We start from the raw sequence: 15,623 nt of genomic DNA on the forward strand, positions 1-15,623 counted from the left end.
ATTAAATTCACTAAGCAAGGGCTAAGACAATTAAAAGGCTAGGACTTTTGTCCCAGCCTCCTCTCTTTTATGCATGCTCCAGCCCTTTTCGTGTGTTTTCCTTGATAGTTTCGGCTGAATGGAGTAATTTTTCTTTTTCTTCTTCTGTCAAATGCAAGTCCAATCGTTCAAGAATTCCTTTTCGACCTACAATCGCTGGATAGCCAAGATAGGTTCCATATTCTGGACGATAGTTAGACACCGGCATTTCCTCGTGGCTATCATTGATCACAGCTTCTGCTAAGCGTTGGGCTGCTGCTGCAATCCCAAAGTTGGTATAGAATTTACCAAAAAAGACAGTATGACCACCACGCAAGGATTCGTAGTTAATGGCGTCCAGCTCTTCTTGAGAGAAGAGATCGGTAATAGCATGTCCTTTGACACGGACCTGACTCCAAGCGACAAATTGAGAATTCCCATGCTCACCGAGGTTGTAGCCTGATACACTAGCAGGAGAAACCTGCAAACGATCAGCGACTGCGCGCTTCATCCGAGCTGTATCCAGTAAGGTCCCTGTCCCAATCACCTGCTCTTTTGGAAGGCCGGTATATTGTTGATAGAGTTGAGTGACTGCATCGACCGGATTGGTCACTACCAATAAGACCCCGCTAAAGCCAGAAGCCTTCAAATCACGCGCCACTTGCACCACTTGCTTACTGGTAAAGGGAAGCTCCGCAAAACGGTCATCTGTGTTGTTAGCCTGCAACTCGATATTTCCAAGAGTCGACACCACAACATCCGCATCTTTTAAAGCCGCGTAGTCATTGACCGTGATATGAACCGGATACCCTGTATTGGCAACCGTATCACAGAAATCCAAGGCATCTGCCTTGACCTTTTTCTCATTGGTATCAATCAAGACCAAGTGATCACAGGTGTGTTTCAAAATCATGCTGTGGGCCAAGGTCGCACCCACATGCCCCAAACCAATAATACCAATTTTTCTTGTCATCAGAATCCTCTTTTCTAGTATCGATCACACTGTTGGTGAGGATAGCTCTTTGTTGACTCTATTCTACCACAATTCTAGAAAGGCGGATTGAAAAAATAGGAAAATTTTCAAGTTTTTTCAAAAAAGAAAAGAGGCGATGCCTCCGTTAACGACTCAGGAAAGAAGAGCCTCAATTTCTTCAATGGTTAAGCCCGTCATCTCCGATATAAGATCAGGCGACATTCCTCGTGAGACCATCTCGCATACCAACTGTTTACGTCCTTGTTCCAGCCCTTGTACTAAACCTTCTTCTCGCGCTTCGTCAATCGCCGTCTCCAGGGTCATATCATAATTTTCTTGAATCCGAATCCGCTCGTCTATCATGGTCTTCTCCTCCTTGGTCCAGCTAGATGAATCTAATAATGCATCTGCATGAGCCACAGCCTGACTGGGAGCTTTTGTAAAGGGAAGATTCCCAAAAAACTCCAGCCACTGTCTGCCTGCATCTGTCAGCTTCTCATCTTTATTATACTTGTCTAGCTCTAAAAAGGCAACCTGCAGAAGATTTTGGTGCTTGCCATTTTTATAATAGGCCTTGAGTTGCTTGCCAGACCGGCTATTGGTCAGCCAGTATTTATTGATGGCAGCCTCTTCGTCCAGTAAGAGCGACTTCTCCAAAATCGCAATCCCATAGACGGGCTCCATCTGCTCGTACATCTTATGTGTCTGTCCTTGCTGGCGCAGTTTTTGCACATTCTCCACCAGCTGATTGGCCAAATAATAATGGAACCGATTTAAGAAATACTGCTGCTTGCGAATCTGGATCTCGATGATCACCTCGGTTCCATCATGGAGCTTGGCTCTCACATCCACCGCAGTGGAGAACAAGTCGTCCTCCTCATAGGCCATGCTATGGGGCTGGCTTCCCTCCACAATCTGAGCGTCCGCCACATCCAGCTCCAAAATGTCTCGAATAAAAGCCGTCGTCACCTCCGGCAAACTAAAAATCTTCTTGGCCATAATGTCCAAGGTCGGCGATACATGCGCGTGTCTCTTTTGCATCCCTGCTCCTTTTCGATAAAAAATAGAGGGAAGGTCCCTCTACTTCTATAATTCGAAAAAAATTGGGAATATCGAAAGGAATATTCTTTCACTACTACCATCTCCTCATACCTTACCCCTTAAACTCCTCGACAAATTTCTTGAGTTCGGCGTCGGCTTCAGGTGTCGTTCCATGTAGCTGGCTGAGCATGTCTAGGAGGGAGGCTGTCTGGGTCTCAATAGTGGCGTTGGTTTGGTTGATCTTAGCCACGATATCTGTCAGTGGCTCTACTTCTTCTTCCTCAAAGGTGTCCACATAGCGCGGGATATTGAGGTTGTAGTCATTCTCAACGATTTCCTCGAAGCTAGCCAGATGGGCGAACTTATCCATATCCTCTCTACTCTTATAAGCCTGGAGAATCTTCTCGATATGGGCATCCGTCATGATATTCTGGTTCTTGCCCTTGTCAAATTCCTTAGAAGCATCGATAAAGTAAACGTCCCGATTGGTCCTGTTCTTTTTGAGAATGATGACCGTCGTTGGGATGCTGGTATTGAAGAAGATATTGGCAGGAAGACCGATCACCGTATCAATGGCCCCTTCTTCTAGCAAGGCCTTGCGAATGGTTCCTTCCGCATTGCCACGGAAAAGGACCCCGTGAGGAAGGACGATGGCCATCACACCATTATCTTGTTTCAAGTGATAGTAACCATGCAAGAGAAAGGCGAAGTCTGCCTTGGACTGAGGCGCGAGCTTACCAAATGGGGAGAAGCGAGGATCTTGGAGGAAACCAGAGCTTGCGGACCACTTAGCAGAGTATGGAGGGTTCATGAGAACCCCATCAAAGTTGGTCGGCTCTTGGGTCGGCCAGTCTTCGTCCAGCGTATCGGCATTGTGCAAGAACTGGTTTTCCACCGGGACCCCATGTAGGATCATGTTCATCCGAGCTAGGTTATAGGTAGAGGTATTGAGCTCCTGACCAAAGTACTGGACGGTTTGAGGCTGGTGAGAAAACTTCTTGGCATTGAGCAAGAGCGATCCTGATCCCATGGTGGCATCGTAGATAGTAAAGCCTTGCTCGTCTTCACGCCCTAAAAAGGCAATCTGTGTCATGAGCTTGGCTACAGGCTGGGGCGTATAGAACTCTCCTGCCTTCTTACCAGAGTCAGTCGCAAACTGACTGATCAAGTACTCATAAGCATCCCCAAGCATATCACCCGCATGACCTGCCACATCTAGTACAGCCAGCTCTTTCATAACCGCAGCCACTAGCTGGTTTTGCTTTTGAGGTGTCGCCCCTAGTTTCTTGGAATAGAGATCAATGTCCTCAAAGAGATTCTCATAGAGGTCATCACTTTGCTCGATGTCTCGGAAGCCCTGAGCTAGATCTTCCAGCTGGAAGGTCCCTTCATTGACCCGGTCCACTAAGGCCGTAAAAGTCAAGTCTGGCTTGATGACATAGTTGAGCTCATCGGTGATGACGGAGATCAAGTCCTCTTGAGAGTCTGAATCCTCATAGTAGGACCGGTAAAGCGCCAAGGCTTCATCCAGACTCTCTGTCTCCTCCTCCATGGTCTCCGCCACGAAGAAGAGCAACTTATCTGAGAGGTATTTGTAAAAGATCATCCCCAAAAGGTAAGACTTATAGTCATTGGCATCCATCTTAGAGCGGAGCACATCCGCTGAGTTCCACAGAGCTTGGTAGAGCGACTGGGAGGTTTGAGTTGTTTCCATAGTAATTCTTTCTGATTTCTTTTAAACCTTTTCTTGTTCCAGTGGGACGACGGCGAGGGTCTTGCCCAGACTGGCTAAGACTTTCAAGACCGTGTCCAATTGAGGACTGGTCTTGCCTGTCTCCATCCGAGCGATGACCGGTTGACTGACTCCACTGAGTTCCTCTAGTTTCTTTTGGCTAATGCCCTTTTCATGCCGAGCTTCGATCAGCTCTGTCATAATCGCGACCCGCAGATCACTTTCCAGGATTTCTTCCTTGGTGAAGAGCTCTGCTCTCACATCTTTCCAATTGCTGCCGATGGCACTATTCTTCATCTCTTAGCCCTCTTTCCTTCAAATCTTGCAACTCCCGCTTGGCTTTCTCTATCTCTCGTCTAGGTGTCTTTTGCGTCTTTTTGACAAAAGGATGTAGTAAGACAAAGCTCCCATCCAGCCAAGCCACGAATAAAATCCGATCCCGCAAGGGTCTCAACTCCCAGATCTCCGCATCCAGATGCTTGATGTAGGGTTGGCCAGCACGTGTTCCCTGCTGGCTCAACAGTTCGATATAGTCATTGAGCTTGTTGAGTTTGATCCGGCTGTCCTTATTATCACGACGAGCCAGCTCCCTCATGTAGTCCAAGACCGGTTGATTCCCTTGTTTGTCCTTATAAAAATAAATAGCGTGCACAAAGCAACCTCTTTTCGAATTTATTATAACTCTAAAGTTATTAAAAGTAAATACTTTTAAGTTATTAAATACTAAGGAGCACCCTTTGAAAGGATCAAAGGGGTTCACTTATACTATTCGAAAAAGGATGTGCTTATGGATGCTGATAAAGGGGATTTTTGAAGGTTAGATAAACATATCTTTTAAAAGTTTTATTCTATTAAATTTTCTTTCTTTATTTCTTTAATAAATGTGTATCCATTTGATTTCATTTTACAAATTCTATCATTAATTTTTGAGATTACAGTATCATTGTAATCTACATATTCATGAGATGATAGATACCTTCTAGTCCAAATAATATATTTCTTATTTTCGGGAATTACATCATAACTACCAAATCCCATTCCATTGGAAACGATTGATTGTAGTATCCAAAATGATAAAAATTCTCTATCACTAAAACAATCTAGAGCTTCCCATATATAATGATCCCACTCTTCAAATTTACCAGATTTATCAACTGAACACAGATAAGTTATTAGGAAAAAATCTTTGCGTTTTAATTTTCTATAGTACTCAGTATTTAGTTCTAAATCTGTATAATATAGTCCTAAATCATGAAAACTAAGTATTCCATGCTTTTCAATGAAATATATTATTTCTGATTGGTCTAAACCTTTTTCCTTAAGTATTTCTTCCCACTTTTCAACAATTTTAGCTCTTGTTTCATCTGTTAGAGGAGATCTTTTATATATTGGTAAATAATCATTTAGAACACCTTGAACAATGTAATCCATTGCAGGACTATCATAATATTTTAGAGATTCAGATATAACTATGTTTAGTAATTCTTTTTTCTTTTTATAAGAGAAAGTTCTGAATTGATATGCAAGGTATTGATAAAAATCTGTTGAATTATCAGAAATTCTTAACTCTCTTCTTAACTCTTTCGAATCATCTTTGAATAAAGTATCTAACTCCTCTTTAGTTCTATTTAACGGTTCTTCATAAAGTAAATATCCCTTTCTATTTTTGGCAAAACATAAAGGATACTGTTTATTGTCCTTTTGTTGAATGTCAACAAAAGTTTCTTTAATCGTAAAACCAAAACTAATCAATTCTGTAATATCAACTTTTTCATCTTTTGAAATTTCAATCTTTTTGTTTTCTAAAAGCTTATTATAAAATTCTGGATAGAAAAGATAAGCATAAATTATCCAAAGCTGTTGTTCAATTTGGACATGGCCCAATTTTCCCCTGGAGAAAAATTCTTGATTCACATAATCATTAAAGCGAAATCTATCTCGTAAATTTCTATTGTCCGAACTAATTCTTTTCTTAAAATCATTTGATAAAACTAGATTAAATTTATTTTCTAAAGTAATAAAGTACTCTTTCCAAATATTAGAAGAATGCAACACAATTGGCAATTCAATTTGTCGATCAATAATCTTTGATAAATAATTATCATCTTTTAAATATACTCTTTGAATATCACCAACAAAAACAATGGGTAATTTGCCATTTATTAAACTAAAAAGTTTGTAACTTTCTTCTTGTTGCTTCTCCGACATTCTATCAAAATCATCTATAATCAAGACTTTCGAAGATTTCGACATTTTATTTAGTAAGAAACAGTATAGTTCATCTGATTTCTTCTTAAATACTTGCCATATTGCAACTATTAATGCAACTACTCCTCCTAGTTTCAAAAACAGAGGTTTTAAGTCACCAAAATAATCACTTAATCCTATATCAACAATATTAGTCATCAAAAGTGAAACAGCGACTAATAAAACGACAAATATTCTTATACACCAATAAATAAAAGGGTGCAGTTTTGAAAATGCTATCTCAATAGTTGTTCGGGTATCAGTTAATCTCCAAAAATCAACCGTAATAAATTTTTGTTGTGAATTTTTCTTGACCTCATTTAAAAATTCTGTCTTACCTGATCCCCAACTACCGTTCAAAAAGTATGTTCTACTCTCACTAAGTAAATTAGAAAAATTTTTCGCTGCATTTGAGGTATCTATATGTTCTAATACTATGAATTTTTCGTCCATATTTTACTCCCTTGTTAAATGAACATATCTTGTAAGAGTTTCTTTTTGAGAGTTTCTAGCTGAGAAATTTTTTCTTGGTGAGCAGCGATGAGGTTATCGAGGTTAGAGAAATAGGAACCGATGGCTTGTTGTTCGTATACACTCGGAGGTAAAAAGATATTCGTTTCTAATATATTCTTATTGTATAGCCGCTTTATTGTTGTTCCCTCAATTCCAGACCATTTTATTATTCCATAATATTGCTTCAAATATGAGTTATCTAATTGCTGATCATGCTTTAACCATACAATATTTGAATCTTGATAATAAGCATCTTCACCATTGTATACAACCGTTCTGCCAATACTACCAGATGCAGATATGAGGATATCACCTATTTCAGGATAAGGATATTTTTCTTTATACTCTTTGAATTTTTCTTTTGTGATAAAAGAATCGGCAGTTCCTCCAAATGTTCCAATCTTGTAGAAAGGAATATCACCATAGTCGCTAGTTTCATCTTTAAAAATACGTTTATTCATAGCAACAGAGCCTAAACTACCTAATTTCTTTTCTTCCCACTCACCTTCAAATCCATCCAAACGAATCTCAGGAACGGTCTGTCCAGCTTTGGGAAACATCTTGGAGAGCATGGTCACCTTGAGAGATTGGTAGTTGGCAAGATTGTCCTTGTAGCTGGCCAGAAGGTCATCGAGGGTGCGGAAAAGAGAGCCAATAGCGGATTGTTCGTCTAGAGATGGAATAATAACATCCCATTCTTTCACCTCAGACATCGGTACCAAATTTACCATTGCTGATGCTGGGTTAGCTTTTGTTATCTTGTTTTGCATTTCTGGTGATCTCATCCATTGTAAAAAGAATTCCTTATCAGTGTTTTTATTAACTCTTAATCTGATTAGAGCTTGATTAAACACACCTTTCTCAATTCCCTCAGGTACTAGTGAAATTTTTCCAATAGTACCAGCACCACTCATAATAAAGTCACCAGGTAACAATATAAATTTCTTTAGTTCATGATACTTTTCTTCTGAGATTCTATATCTAGTGTTAAAGTGATCATAAATCGCATTTTGCTGTTCATAGACTACATACTCGCTATTTTGAACAAATAATTCTTTTTTTAAAGCACTACCAAATGGACCACGTCTAATTCCCTCTTCTGAATTAAGCAAATTTTTAAATTTTACTTGTTGCCAATCAATTTTGGAATTGTTGAATCTAATTTTAGGAATTTTTTTATTTCCCATCTTAATAAACAGACCTCTTTTCTATACTATAACTTCATTCTTAATAAAATAACATCTTTATTAATATCTTTCCTCTCTAAACGTGAGATTATTTTGTTCTCAGTCTCTGGACTCCAATACAATTTGAGATATTTTTTTGTCCGAGTCATAGCGGTATATAGTATGTTATGATTAATTTGTTCATCGACTTCATTTGTGATAACAATTTTTACAGATTCATATTCCAAACCTTGAGCCTTATGAATTGAAATTGCATATGATACTTGAAATGGTACAGTTACTGAGTTATCTTCTAAATCCTCATCTGTACTACTATACTTATTTACATAAAATCTGACAATAGAGTTTTTGGAGCTACTGTTACCTATAAGCTCTAATTCACTATCAGAAACGTCCAAGCCATTTAGAACAACATCTAGTAATTCTATAGTAAAAGAAATTCTATCATCAATTACTTGAATATCTTGGATAACACCTTTTAAATTATTATATAGTACCCCATTAAATCTACCTGTCTCATTAAAAACTATAGGATCATTAATTTTATAAAGCTGTGAATTCCATTCAAAACCTGGGTTTGGATTAGCCGCTTGTAAAAGTCTATTGATGTTATTAATTCCATAAATACCATCATAATTCAAACTTAAAATAATTTCGTCATCATGCACTTTTTCAAATATACTTTCATCCAATGGGAAACTTAGGTTATTTCTTGATAAATGCTCCATAATGTCAGGTTCAATTTTTCTTACTTTATTCCAAACTTCAATCAAACCACCATCTTGGGTCCTAAATGGTATATTTAATTCTACTATTGCTTCAACTTTTATGAATTCCTTAGCAAGTTCGAACCAATTTCCAAACTGGATTGCTTCAATTTGAAAAACATCCCCCACTAAAACAAGAAATTTACAAGAAATGTTCCTCAATAATTTAGCCATGTCAGCATTACTTACCGTACTACACTCATCAACAAATAATATATCACACTTTATGTCTGCTTTATGTATGATACTTTGAATTGTCGAAAAAGTGCAATTCGATGAATTAATTCTTCTCTTCAAATTTTCAACCGCTGTATGAGTTACAGCTAAAAATAATTTATCAGCTGAATTAAAAAATTGTGCAATATGATTTATAAAGTATGTTTTACCTGTTCCAGCAGAACCATAAACTAAAGCTACCGCTGAATTAGAAAAAAGCGAAGTTAGTTTTTCTTTTTTGTAAGAATCATCTATACTATCTCCGTTCTCTTCTAGCCACTTTTCGACTGATTGAGAATGATTGATATTATTATGACCTGAAAATTCTTTTAACGTATTTAATATTTCAAGCGCATCTATTTCATATTGTGAAATAAAAATTTGTCCCCTTTCTACTTTCAGCTTCCTACCTGAATGATTGCTAATTATTTTTCTATTATACTGATTTACTAATTCGTCAACTCTTTCAGAATAATCTTCTGGTAACTCTTCTATCAAAGTGTACAGTTTCCCACGAACTTCAGTATTGTTTTTTACTAGCCTAGCCAGAAATTCATAGTCTTTACCTTTATCATCAATACATTCTAACAAATCATATATTTTGGGATTATGGTTTACTAAAGATGTACAAAATGGCATTTCATCAAAAGGAATACACCCCCATTTTAACCGTAAACCTGATAATTTTATATTTCCTCCCTCATACTGATTATGAGGATGAATATCATAATAATATTGATTTTTTAAAACTCTATTATTCATATGGAATAACAAGTATTTCAGAATGTTAAAACCAGGCTTCTTTTCCTGAACTATTGTCCTAACTTCATCTAATATGTTAAAAATATAGGATACCTTCGATTTTTTATTGATATAAGCTCTTGTCTTTAAATATAATTCCTGATTTAACTCTATAATATCAACTAAATTCATTTGATATCTTTTCAAAAATGACATAAGAATCTGATATTCCACATGAGAAGATTTAATCTCATCATTCCCCATTTTTAGAATAGAACTCAGAGATTTAAATTCACATGGTCGAATAGAGACTTCCCAATCATCGATTACTAATATTGTGAGAGGTGAACCATATATATTAATTTTTTCTGTTCGAATATATAGCTTTGTTGCATAATTGGACAGTATCTCTTTATTGGTATATGCTGTGATTCTTTCAAATTTATTATGGTCCCCATCTGTACTAGTATATGTTACTTCATAATAAATCTTTTGATTAATGAAAAATGGTTTGATTTTCTGTATGTAGTATCTTTCGTTAAAAGAAATAGGGTAAATAGGATTATCAATAACATTAGCTATTCTAGAATAATATTCCTCAGACATTGTATCCATATTAAGTGGAAAGTCATTAAGATTTTCTAATACATAAAATCCATAATTATTATTCAAAAAAATTTTAATTTTAAGCAGATATTCATAATATTTAAGCATTAATCTCTCTGAATTATTCTCGCCAAGAGTATAATGAGATGCTGAAGGCTGAAGGAATTGATGAAATTTCCTTAAAAAAATATAATTTGCATTCTCATAAATATATTTTTTCCCTAAATCCAAGTTATCAAAATTCCATTCTAAGTCTACATCGTTATCATGATTATATATTTTAAGGGCGATATGTTCTACAAAATTCCTCAGCTCATTCATAATATTTTGTGAAGAAAAGCCCCGTTCTCCAGTCGCCTTTATAAGTTTAATATTTTTGCAAATATTTTTATCAATAACTAAAATATGTTTATCAATTTTCATAGTACATACTCCCAGCATAGTAATACACTCTCATACTCTTGATCAATTGAAATTTCTCTATTCTTAATCATTTGTATAGTATTATCTTTAATTTTACTTATCTTCTGTAAAAATGAATTATTCATTATGAGATTAATTTGTAAGTTTGATGAAAGAGTTCCCTCAAGTCAATGATAATTTTTCCTACCTCCCCACTCTCAGTGGTTCAATCACCTCTTCGATCAGTTGGGTATAGGCTTCTTTGATTTGTTTTTTGTAGCTGAGTGGGTTGAGGGCATCTGCTACTTCTGCCTTATAGTCTTTGTAGCGTTGGCTCTTGGTGAGCTGGCTTTCGCCGGCTTGTTTTTTGGCGCCTTTGCGGTAGTGTTGGATATAGTAGCGGAGTTCGTCGGCTCCGATATACCACTTTTTGGCGAAGCTTACGATATGGCTATCGATGATGGATTCGATCATCTGGTCCAAAACTCCGGTGATGGATTGTCCTCGGTAGCGTTCGGGTTCTTCTTGGACTTGGGTCCAGAGGTTTTGGATGATCTCCGCTAGGCTTGGATTGGTCCGGTTCAGGCTCTCGATATAGCTGTCCACGGTTGCGATATCCTTGTCACTCAGGGTCTGCTCGTCATTTTCCTCCTGCTGGATCATACTCTGGATCAGCGTGAGGATATAGGCATAGTTGATCTCATCGACTTGGACAGACTCCAGCTCATAGTGGATATCCAGCTCGTCTTCGCTGTCCACTTCTGGATCCCTGCTCTTGATCTCTGCCAGGATATTTTGATAGAGGCCCAGATAGGCTTCGAGCTGACTGTCGCTGAGGCCTGTTTCCCGATAGATCTCTTCCTTATCATACTCCGAGTAGACGCGGATCGAGGCTTGGTACTTGTCAAAGACCTGATAGGCTTTAGCGACCTTACGGAGCTGGGCTGTTGGGGCCTGCTCGAGGGCGACTCCTTCTTCTTCCAAGTCTGTGACTTGGCCTTTAAACTCTGCCCAGGCTTTTAAGAAGTTGCGCTTCTCTTCTTCCCAGCTTGGTGCTAGGACCTCATTTTCTCCTCCATTGGAGTAGAGCTTGAGGGCATTGTCGACGGCTTCCTTAAAGGCTTGAGGGCGCTGGAAAGTGATGATATGGCCGAAGTGCTTCTTGTCATCAAAGATCCGATTGGTCCGGCTGAAGGCCTGGATCAAGTCCTGTGGGCGCATAGGCTTGCAATCGATAAAGAGTGTAGAAAGACAAGGTGCATCAAAGCCCGTCAAGAGACGGTCGACCACGATGACCAGATCCAACTGCTCATTGCGGTAGAGGTACTTGTCCTGCTTTCTGGCTAGGCGATTGTTGACATCGCTATTAAAGCCCCGCAGATCCGCCAGGCTAAAATGCGTACCAAACTCTTGGTTGTAGTCCTCCATGACCTGCTTCATGTGGTCTTGGTAGCCGATGGATTCTTCCTCATTTTCAGATACTGAGTAGGTGATGGTAAATTTTGGAAAATCTGGTAGGTATTGTTTGACCCGCTCGGAAACTTTGACCCGCTCCTTGCCAGCGAGGATGCTCTTGAGCAAATTATAATAAGCCTGTGCTCGTGGGATGGACTTGACCGTCAAGATAGCCTCATAGCTCTTTCCGACCCCTTTAGGGATATTGAGCTGTTGCTGGCTCTTATTGAGGATGGCATCGAGGACTTCTAGCATGTGCTCCTTGTCCTCATAGGCCTGGTCTGGGATCTCTTCTTCTAGGAGATCTGAAATGATGGTATTGCGATAGTCGACCTTAAAGCCCAGAACCGCTCCATCATGGATGGCTTCCTTGACCGTGTATTCATGCAGGCGATCGCCATATTGTTGGTGGGTGGTCTGAGCCAGGTCTCCCACTTGTTTGCGTTTGTTTTCCTTAAAGATCGGAGTCCCTGTAAAACCGTACCAGAGAGAGTTTTTGAAGTAGGCCTTGATCTCTTTTTGCGTCTGTGGGGTGACCGCCCGATGGCACTCATCCACGACAAAGGCCACGCGCAGGTCCTTGATCTTCCCGGCATCCCGCTGGTACTTTCCTTCTTCGAACTTACGCATCATGGTCGTGATTTTCTGAATGGTCGTGACTACCACGCGCTTGTCTTTGCCTCCTAGGCGCTTGACCAGCTCATGGGTATTGTCCGTCTCGTCGATGTCGATGACATCATTGGCCGCATAAGAGAGGAAGGACGAAGTCGTCTGCTGGTCCAGGTCTCTGCGGTCGACGACAAAAATGGTCTTTTGAATGGCTGGGATCTGCAAGAGATTGCGCGCTACCTTGTAAGAGGTCAGGGTCTTACCTGAACCGGTCGTATGCCAGATATAGCCCGACTCTTGACGGCGAGAGGCTTCCTGCACGGCCTCGATGGCATGGATCTGGTAGGGACGCAGGAGGATGATGGCTTTCTTGCTATCGTCGATGACCGAGTACTGCATGACCATCTGGTGGGCCCGGGGGATGGAGAGGACCTCATGAGCAAAACTATTGAGATCGATCATGGGTTGGTTGTCCTTGTCCACCCACTTGGTCAGGAATTGCTTATTTAGCTTGCTTTCACGGGCTGCAGCGATATAGCGTGTGTCAATTTTATTGGTCACGACAAACATCTGCAAGCTGGAATATATGCCCCGAAACTTGCCTTCACGGTCGTACTTTTTAATCTGATGAAAGGCATCTAGAAAGGCCACTCGTGGACTCTTAAGTTCGATATGGATGAGAGGTAGGCCATTGATCAGAAGGGTCGTATCGAGCCGTCGATCCTGGTCTAGCGGATAAGCCTTGGCGCTTTCGACTTGGTTGACCACTTCATAGCTCGACTTACCGGCTGCGATATTCTCCCGCCAGATGACCGCTAGACGGATGGTCCCTAGACTAGCATCTTCTCGCTGGACTTCAACCTTGGCGATCCCATTTTCACCAGCAAGCCACTTGGCCGCTTCATAATAGCTGACAAAGTTGAGCTGGTTCTTGATCTGGCGCTTTTCTTGGTCGGTCAAGGGATGGTCCGCCAGCAAGGCGACATTGTTTTGCGCGAGCTTGTCAAAGAAATTGTCCCATAACTGGTCTTCGTTCTTGAGATCATCGCGATAAGTCCACTGACTCTCTCCTGATGCCAACTGCTGGATCAACTGTCTTTCAATCTCAAGTTCTGGAGTTGCTACTGCCTTCATCCGTCTATCCTTTTCCTTGTGCATAATCTCCTATTATTATAGCATGTTTGGGAAAGAAATTAACGCTTTCAAAGCATTTTGTTGGTTTTTCGCGCAAAAAAACGAACCTGATCTGGTTCGTTCTTTCTTAGTCTAGTTGGATCCCTTTTTCTGCTAGATTGTCTAGACATTCTTTGAGATAAGTATCCTGGTGCTCGGGATAGATAGGGGTGCTCAAGGCTTCCTCTTCCAGCTCTGGATAGGCTGGGCAGGTCTTGCCTCGGTAGGTCGGCTCCCACCACTCTGGGCTGACCTTGTAGCCACGTGCAGTCATCTCCTCCATGATCAGGCGGTGATAGGCATAGAGGCGATAGGGCGAGTAGTCAAAGACATAGTTGACCGTCGCGTGCTTCTTGCCCCAGCCATTGCCTCGAAGGGCACAGCATTCCCGGTGTTGACCCAGGAGCTGGGGACGAGGGAGTTTGGGAATCAAGTCTTGGTGCCAGAGTCTCATCTATTGACCTCCTAGTAGCGTTGAATCTTGTAAGTAGCGATTCGGGTAGCGCTCAAGGAGAGTCTGGATTCCCTTGATCAGATCTTCTTGCTGGGCTTGGCCATGCTGGTATTTCTCAAGTAGCAGCATAAAGTCCGCCTTTTCTTCAGGAGTCGCCTGCTTTTTGAAATAGCCCCAGATATGCTGGAAGGCATTAGAGACCTGGCCACGATTTTCCGGCAAGGCCAGCGCTTGCTGGATCAGGTCCTCGACGTGGCTGACCTCCACCTGGTCTTGCTTGAGGTATTCCCGGATTTCCTTGTAGATATTACTGGAATGACTCAGCACCAGGTACTTATTTTTCGCCCATAGGACTTGGCAGTGATGTTTTTGATCCACTCGTGTCTCCTTTTGATCTTCTCTATGAATAGTCCTCCCATTATACCATGGAAATGATTCATTCTATCAAAAAGAGGCTGGGACAAAAGTCCTGGCCTCTCAATTTTCTTTGGATTGTCGAGCAAGACGCAGTGGTTGAGTGGGCTCTACTACGCTGATTTCATCAGCTTTTACAGCCCTACTCAACTGTGCGGAGGTGGGACGACGAAATCGAATTCTAACGAATGACCGATTTCTGTCCCACTCTCTCTTTCGTTGATTACAAGGCTGTGATGGCTGTGATCAAACCAAAGATGATCCCTGGTGCATTGGCTGCAGCAAGTGGGATATCGCGTTCTTTTTTAAAGAGGCCGTAGTAGACCCAAAGGCTACAGTTGATGGCTGCGACAAGCGGTTGAATAAAGTTTCCTTTGTGACCAGCGAGGTTGTCCATGATTTGTGGGAAGTAAGACACATACATCATAACAGACATAAAGGTCGCAACCCAACCAAGAATTTTCATTTGTTTTTCATTCATTTTGAAACTACCATTTCCTTTTCTTTTTTTAAGTATGCACTATTCTACCTTTTGTCCTTTACAAATTCAAGTCTTTTTTTCAAATGTTACCGAACTGTAAAGTGTCACAATCTTGTGATTTTGCAGGAAGATGGATTTCTTTTCGAGAGAGTCTTCTCTCTAGTTGCTATTTTTTTGACACATTGTCTAATTTTGTGCGAATGTAATCATTTTCATCTTGCATAGCATGCAAATTAATTGCATTTTCTTCCTACTTATGCTATTTTGATACACAGAGGTAAAATTTTATGAATAAACAAAAAATCAACCAAATCGTTGGCTCGATCGGTGCCTTTATTGGGATTATCGTTTTCATTGCCTACATCCCACAAATTATTGCTAATTTACAGGGAAATAAGGCCCAACCTTTCCAACCCTTGTCAGCTGCTATTTCTTGCTTGATCTGGGTCATTTATGGTTGGACAAAGGAACCTAAAAAAGACTGGATTTTGATCATTCCAAATTCAGCAGGTGTCATCCTAGGAGGATTGACTTTCCTTACATCACTTTAATAGAAAGTGAACAAAGACTGAACTCTACGGGTTCAGTCTTTTT

At 40.3% G+C, this 15,623-nt stretch carries 13 protein-coding genes; 1 reads left to right on the plus strand and 12 read right to left on the minus strand.

Annotated features, from left to right (window positions below):
- Positions 1-67: 67 nt before the first annotated feature.
- The 12 genes from PCY11_RS02880 to PCY11_RS02935 form a co-directional block, all read right to left on the minus strand.
- Positions 68-991: an L-lactate dehydrogenase gene (locus PCY11_RS02880; protein WP_013903259.1), complete on the minus strand. Its 924-nt coding sequence runs from the start codon at positions 989-991 to the stop codon at positions 68-70.
- 153 nt (positions 992-1,144) lie between these two features.
- Complete coding sequence (locus PCY11_RS02885; protein ID WP_070845358.1) at positions 1,145-2,032, minus strand: Rpn family recombination-promoting nuclease/putative transposase; 888 nt, start codon at positions 2,030-2,032, stop codon at positions 1,145-1,147.
- A 112-nt stretch (positions 2,033-2,144) separates the two neighbouring features.
- Entirely contained in the window at positions 2,145-3,746 is a 1,602-nt protein-coding gene (locus PCY11_RS02890) for a type I restriction-modification system subunit M (RefSeq protein ID WP_070845356.1), read from the minus strand.
- A 21-nt stretch (positions 3,747-3,767) separates the two neighbouring features.
- Positions 3,768-4,061, minus strand: a complete 294-nt coding sequence (locus PCY11_RS02895; RefSeq protein WP_021144391.1) for a helix-turn-helix domain-containing protein — start codon at positions 4,059-4,061, stop codon at positions 3,768-3,770.
- Complete coding sequence (locus tag PCY11_RS02900; RefSeq protein WP_061604877.1) at positions 4,051-4,416, minus strand: type II toxin-antitoxin system RelE/ParE family toxin; 366 nt, start codon at positions 4,414-4,416, stop codon at positions 4,051-4,053. Before PCY11_RS02900 ends, PCY11_RS02895 begins: the two co-directional genes overlap by 11 nt.
- A 191-nt stretch (positions 4,417-4,607) precedes the next feature.
- A complete protein-coding gene (locus PCY11_RS02905) occupies positions 4,608-6,464 on the minus strand; it encodes a P-loop NTPase fold protein (RefSeq protein ID WP_070845354.1) in 1,857 nt (618 codons plus the stop codon).
- Between the two features lie 14 nt (positions 6,465-6,478).
- Positions 6,479-7,717: a restriction endonuclease subunit S gene (locus PCY11_RS02910; RefSeq protein ID WP_083324071.1), complete on the minus strand. Its 1,239-nt coding sequence runs from the start codon at positions 7,715-7,717 to the stop codon at positions 6,479-6,481.
- 20 nt (positions 7,718-7,737) lie between these two features.
- Positions 7,738-10,464 carry an ATP-dependent RecD-like DNA helicase gene (locus PCY11_RS02915; RefSeq protein WP_070845350.1) on the minus strand — a complete coding sequence of 909 codons (2,727 nt, stop codon included), beginning with the start codon at positions 10,462-10,464 and terminating at the stop codon, positions 7,738-7,740.
- Between the two features lie 183 nt (positions 10,465-10,647).
- A complete protein-coding gene (locus PCY11_RS02920) occupies positions 10,648-13,641 on the minus strand; it encodes a type I restriction endonuclease subunit R (RefSeq protein WP_301362479.1) in 2,994 nt (997 codons plus the stop codon).
- Between the two features lie 127 nt (positions 13,642-13,768).
- The gene (locus tag PCY11_RS02925) at positions 13,769-14,134 is read right to left on the minus strand and encodes a TIGR02328 family protein (RefSeq protein WP_070845348.1); all 366 of its coding nucleotides are present in this window, start codon (positions 14,132-14,134) and stop codon (positions 13,769-13,771) included.
- Positions 14,135-14,512 carry a YbgA family protein gene (locus tag PCY11_RS02930; protein WP_070845346.1) on the minus strand — a complete coding sequence of 126 codons (378 nt, stop codon included), beginning with the start codon at positions 14,510-14,512 and terminating at the stop codon, positions 14,135-14,137.
- A 259-nt stretch (positions 14,513-14,771) separates the two neighbouring features.
- Positions 14,772-15,029 carry a SemiSWEET family transporter gene (locus PCY11_RS02935; protein ID WP_003011864.1) on the minus strand — a complete coding sequence of 86 codons (258 nt, stop codon included), beginning with the start codon at positions 15,027-15,029 and terminating at the stop codon, positions 14,772-14,774.
- Between the two features lie 287 nt (positions 15,030-15,316).
- On the opposite strand from PCY11_RS02935, the gene PCY11_RS02940 reads away from it, so the two are divergent.
- On the plus strand, positions 15,317-15,580 hold the full coding sequence (locus tag PCY11_RS02940) for a SemiSWEET family transporter (protein WP_003012241.1): 264 nt from the start codon (positions 15,317-15,319) through the stop codon (positions 15,578-15,580).
- Positions 15,581-15,623: the final 43 nt, after the last annotated feature.

It is taken from the genome of Streptococcus sp. SP8, from assembly GCF_030440045.1.
Taxonomy (GTDB): Bacteria; Bacillota; Bacilli; order Lactobacillales; family Streptococcaceae; genus Streptococcus; species Streptococcus parasanguinis_I.

Bases quoted from the DNA above. Each gene is read 5' to 3' on its own strand.
- PCY11_RS02880 (WP_013903259.1), bottom strand. From the start codon at position 991: ATGACAAGAAAAATTGGTATTATTGGTTTGGGGCATGTGGGTGCGACC.
- PCY11_RS02885 (WP_070845358.1), bottom strand. From the start codon at position 2,032: ATGCAAAAGAGACACGCGCATGTATCGCCGACCTTGGACATTATGGCC.
- PCY11_RS02890 (WP_070845356.1), bottom strand. From the start codon at position 3,746: ATGGAAACAACTCAAACCTCCCAGTCGCTCTACCAAGCTCTGTGGAAC.
- PCY11_RS02895 (WP_021144391.1), bottom strand. From the start codon at position 4,061: ATGAAGAATAGTGCCATCGGCAGCAATTGGAAAGATGTGAGAGCAGAG.
- PCY11_RS02905 (WP_070845354.1), bottom strand. From the start codon at position 6,464: ATGGACGAAAAATTCATAGTATTAGAACATATAGATACCTCAAATGCA.
- PCY11_RS02915 (WP_070845350.1), bottom strand. From the start codon at position 10,464: ATGAAAATTGATAAACATATTTTAGTTATTGATAAAAATATTTGCAAA.
- PCY11_RS02920 (WP_301362479.1), bottom strand. From the start codon at position 13,641: ATGAAGGCAGTAGCAACTCCAGAACTTGAGATTGAAAGACAGTTGATC.
- PCY11_RS02925 (WP_070845348.1), bottom strand. From the start codon at position 14,134: ATGAGACTCTGGCACCAAGACTTGATTCCCAAACTCCCTCGTCCCCAG.
- PCY11_RS02935 (WP_003011864.1), bottom strand. From the start codon at position 15,029: ATGAATGAAAAACAAATGAAAATTCTTGGTTGGGTTGCGACCTTTATG.
- PCY11_RS02940 (WP_003012241.1), top strand. From the start codon at position 15,317: ATGAATAAACAAAAAATCAACCAAATCGTTGGCTCGATCGGTGCCTTT.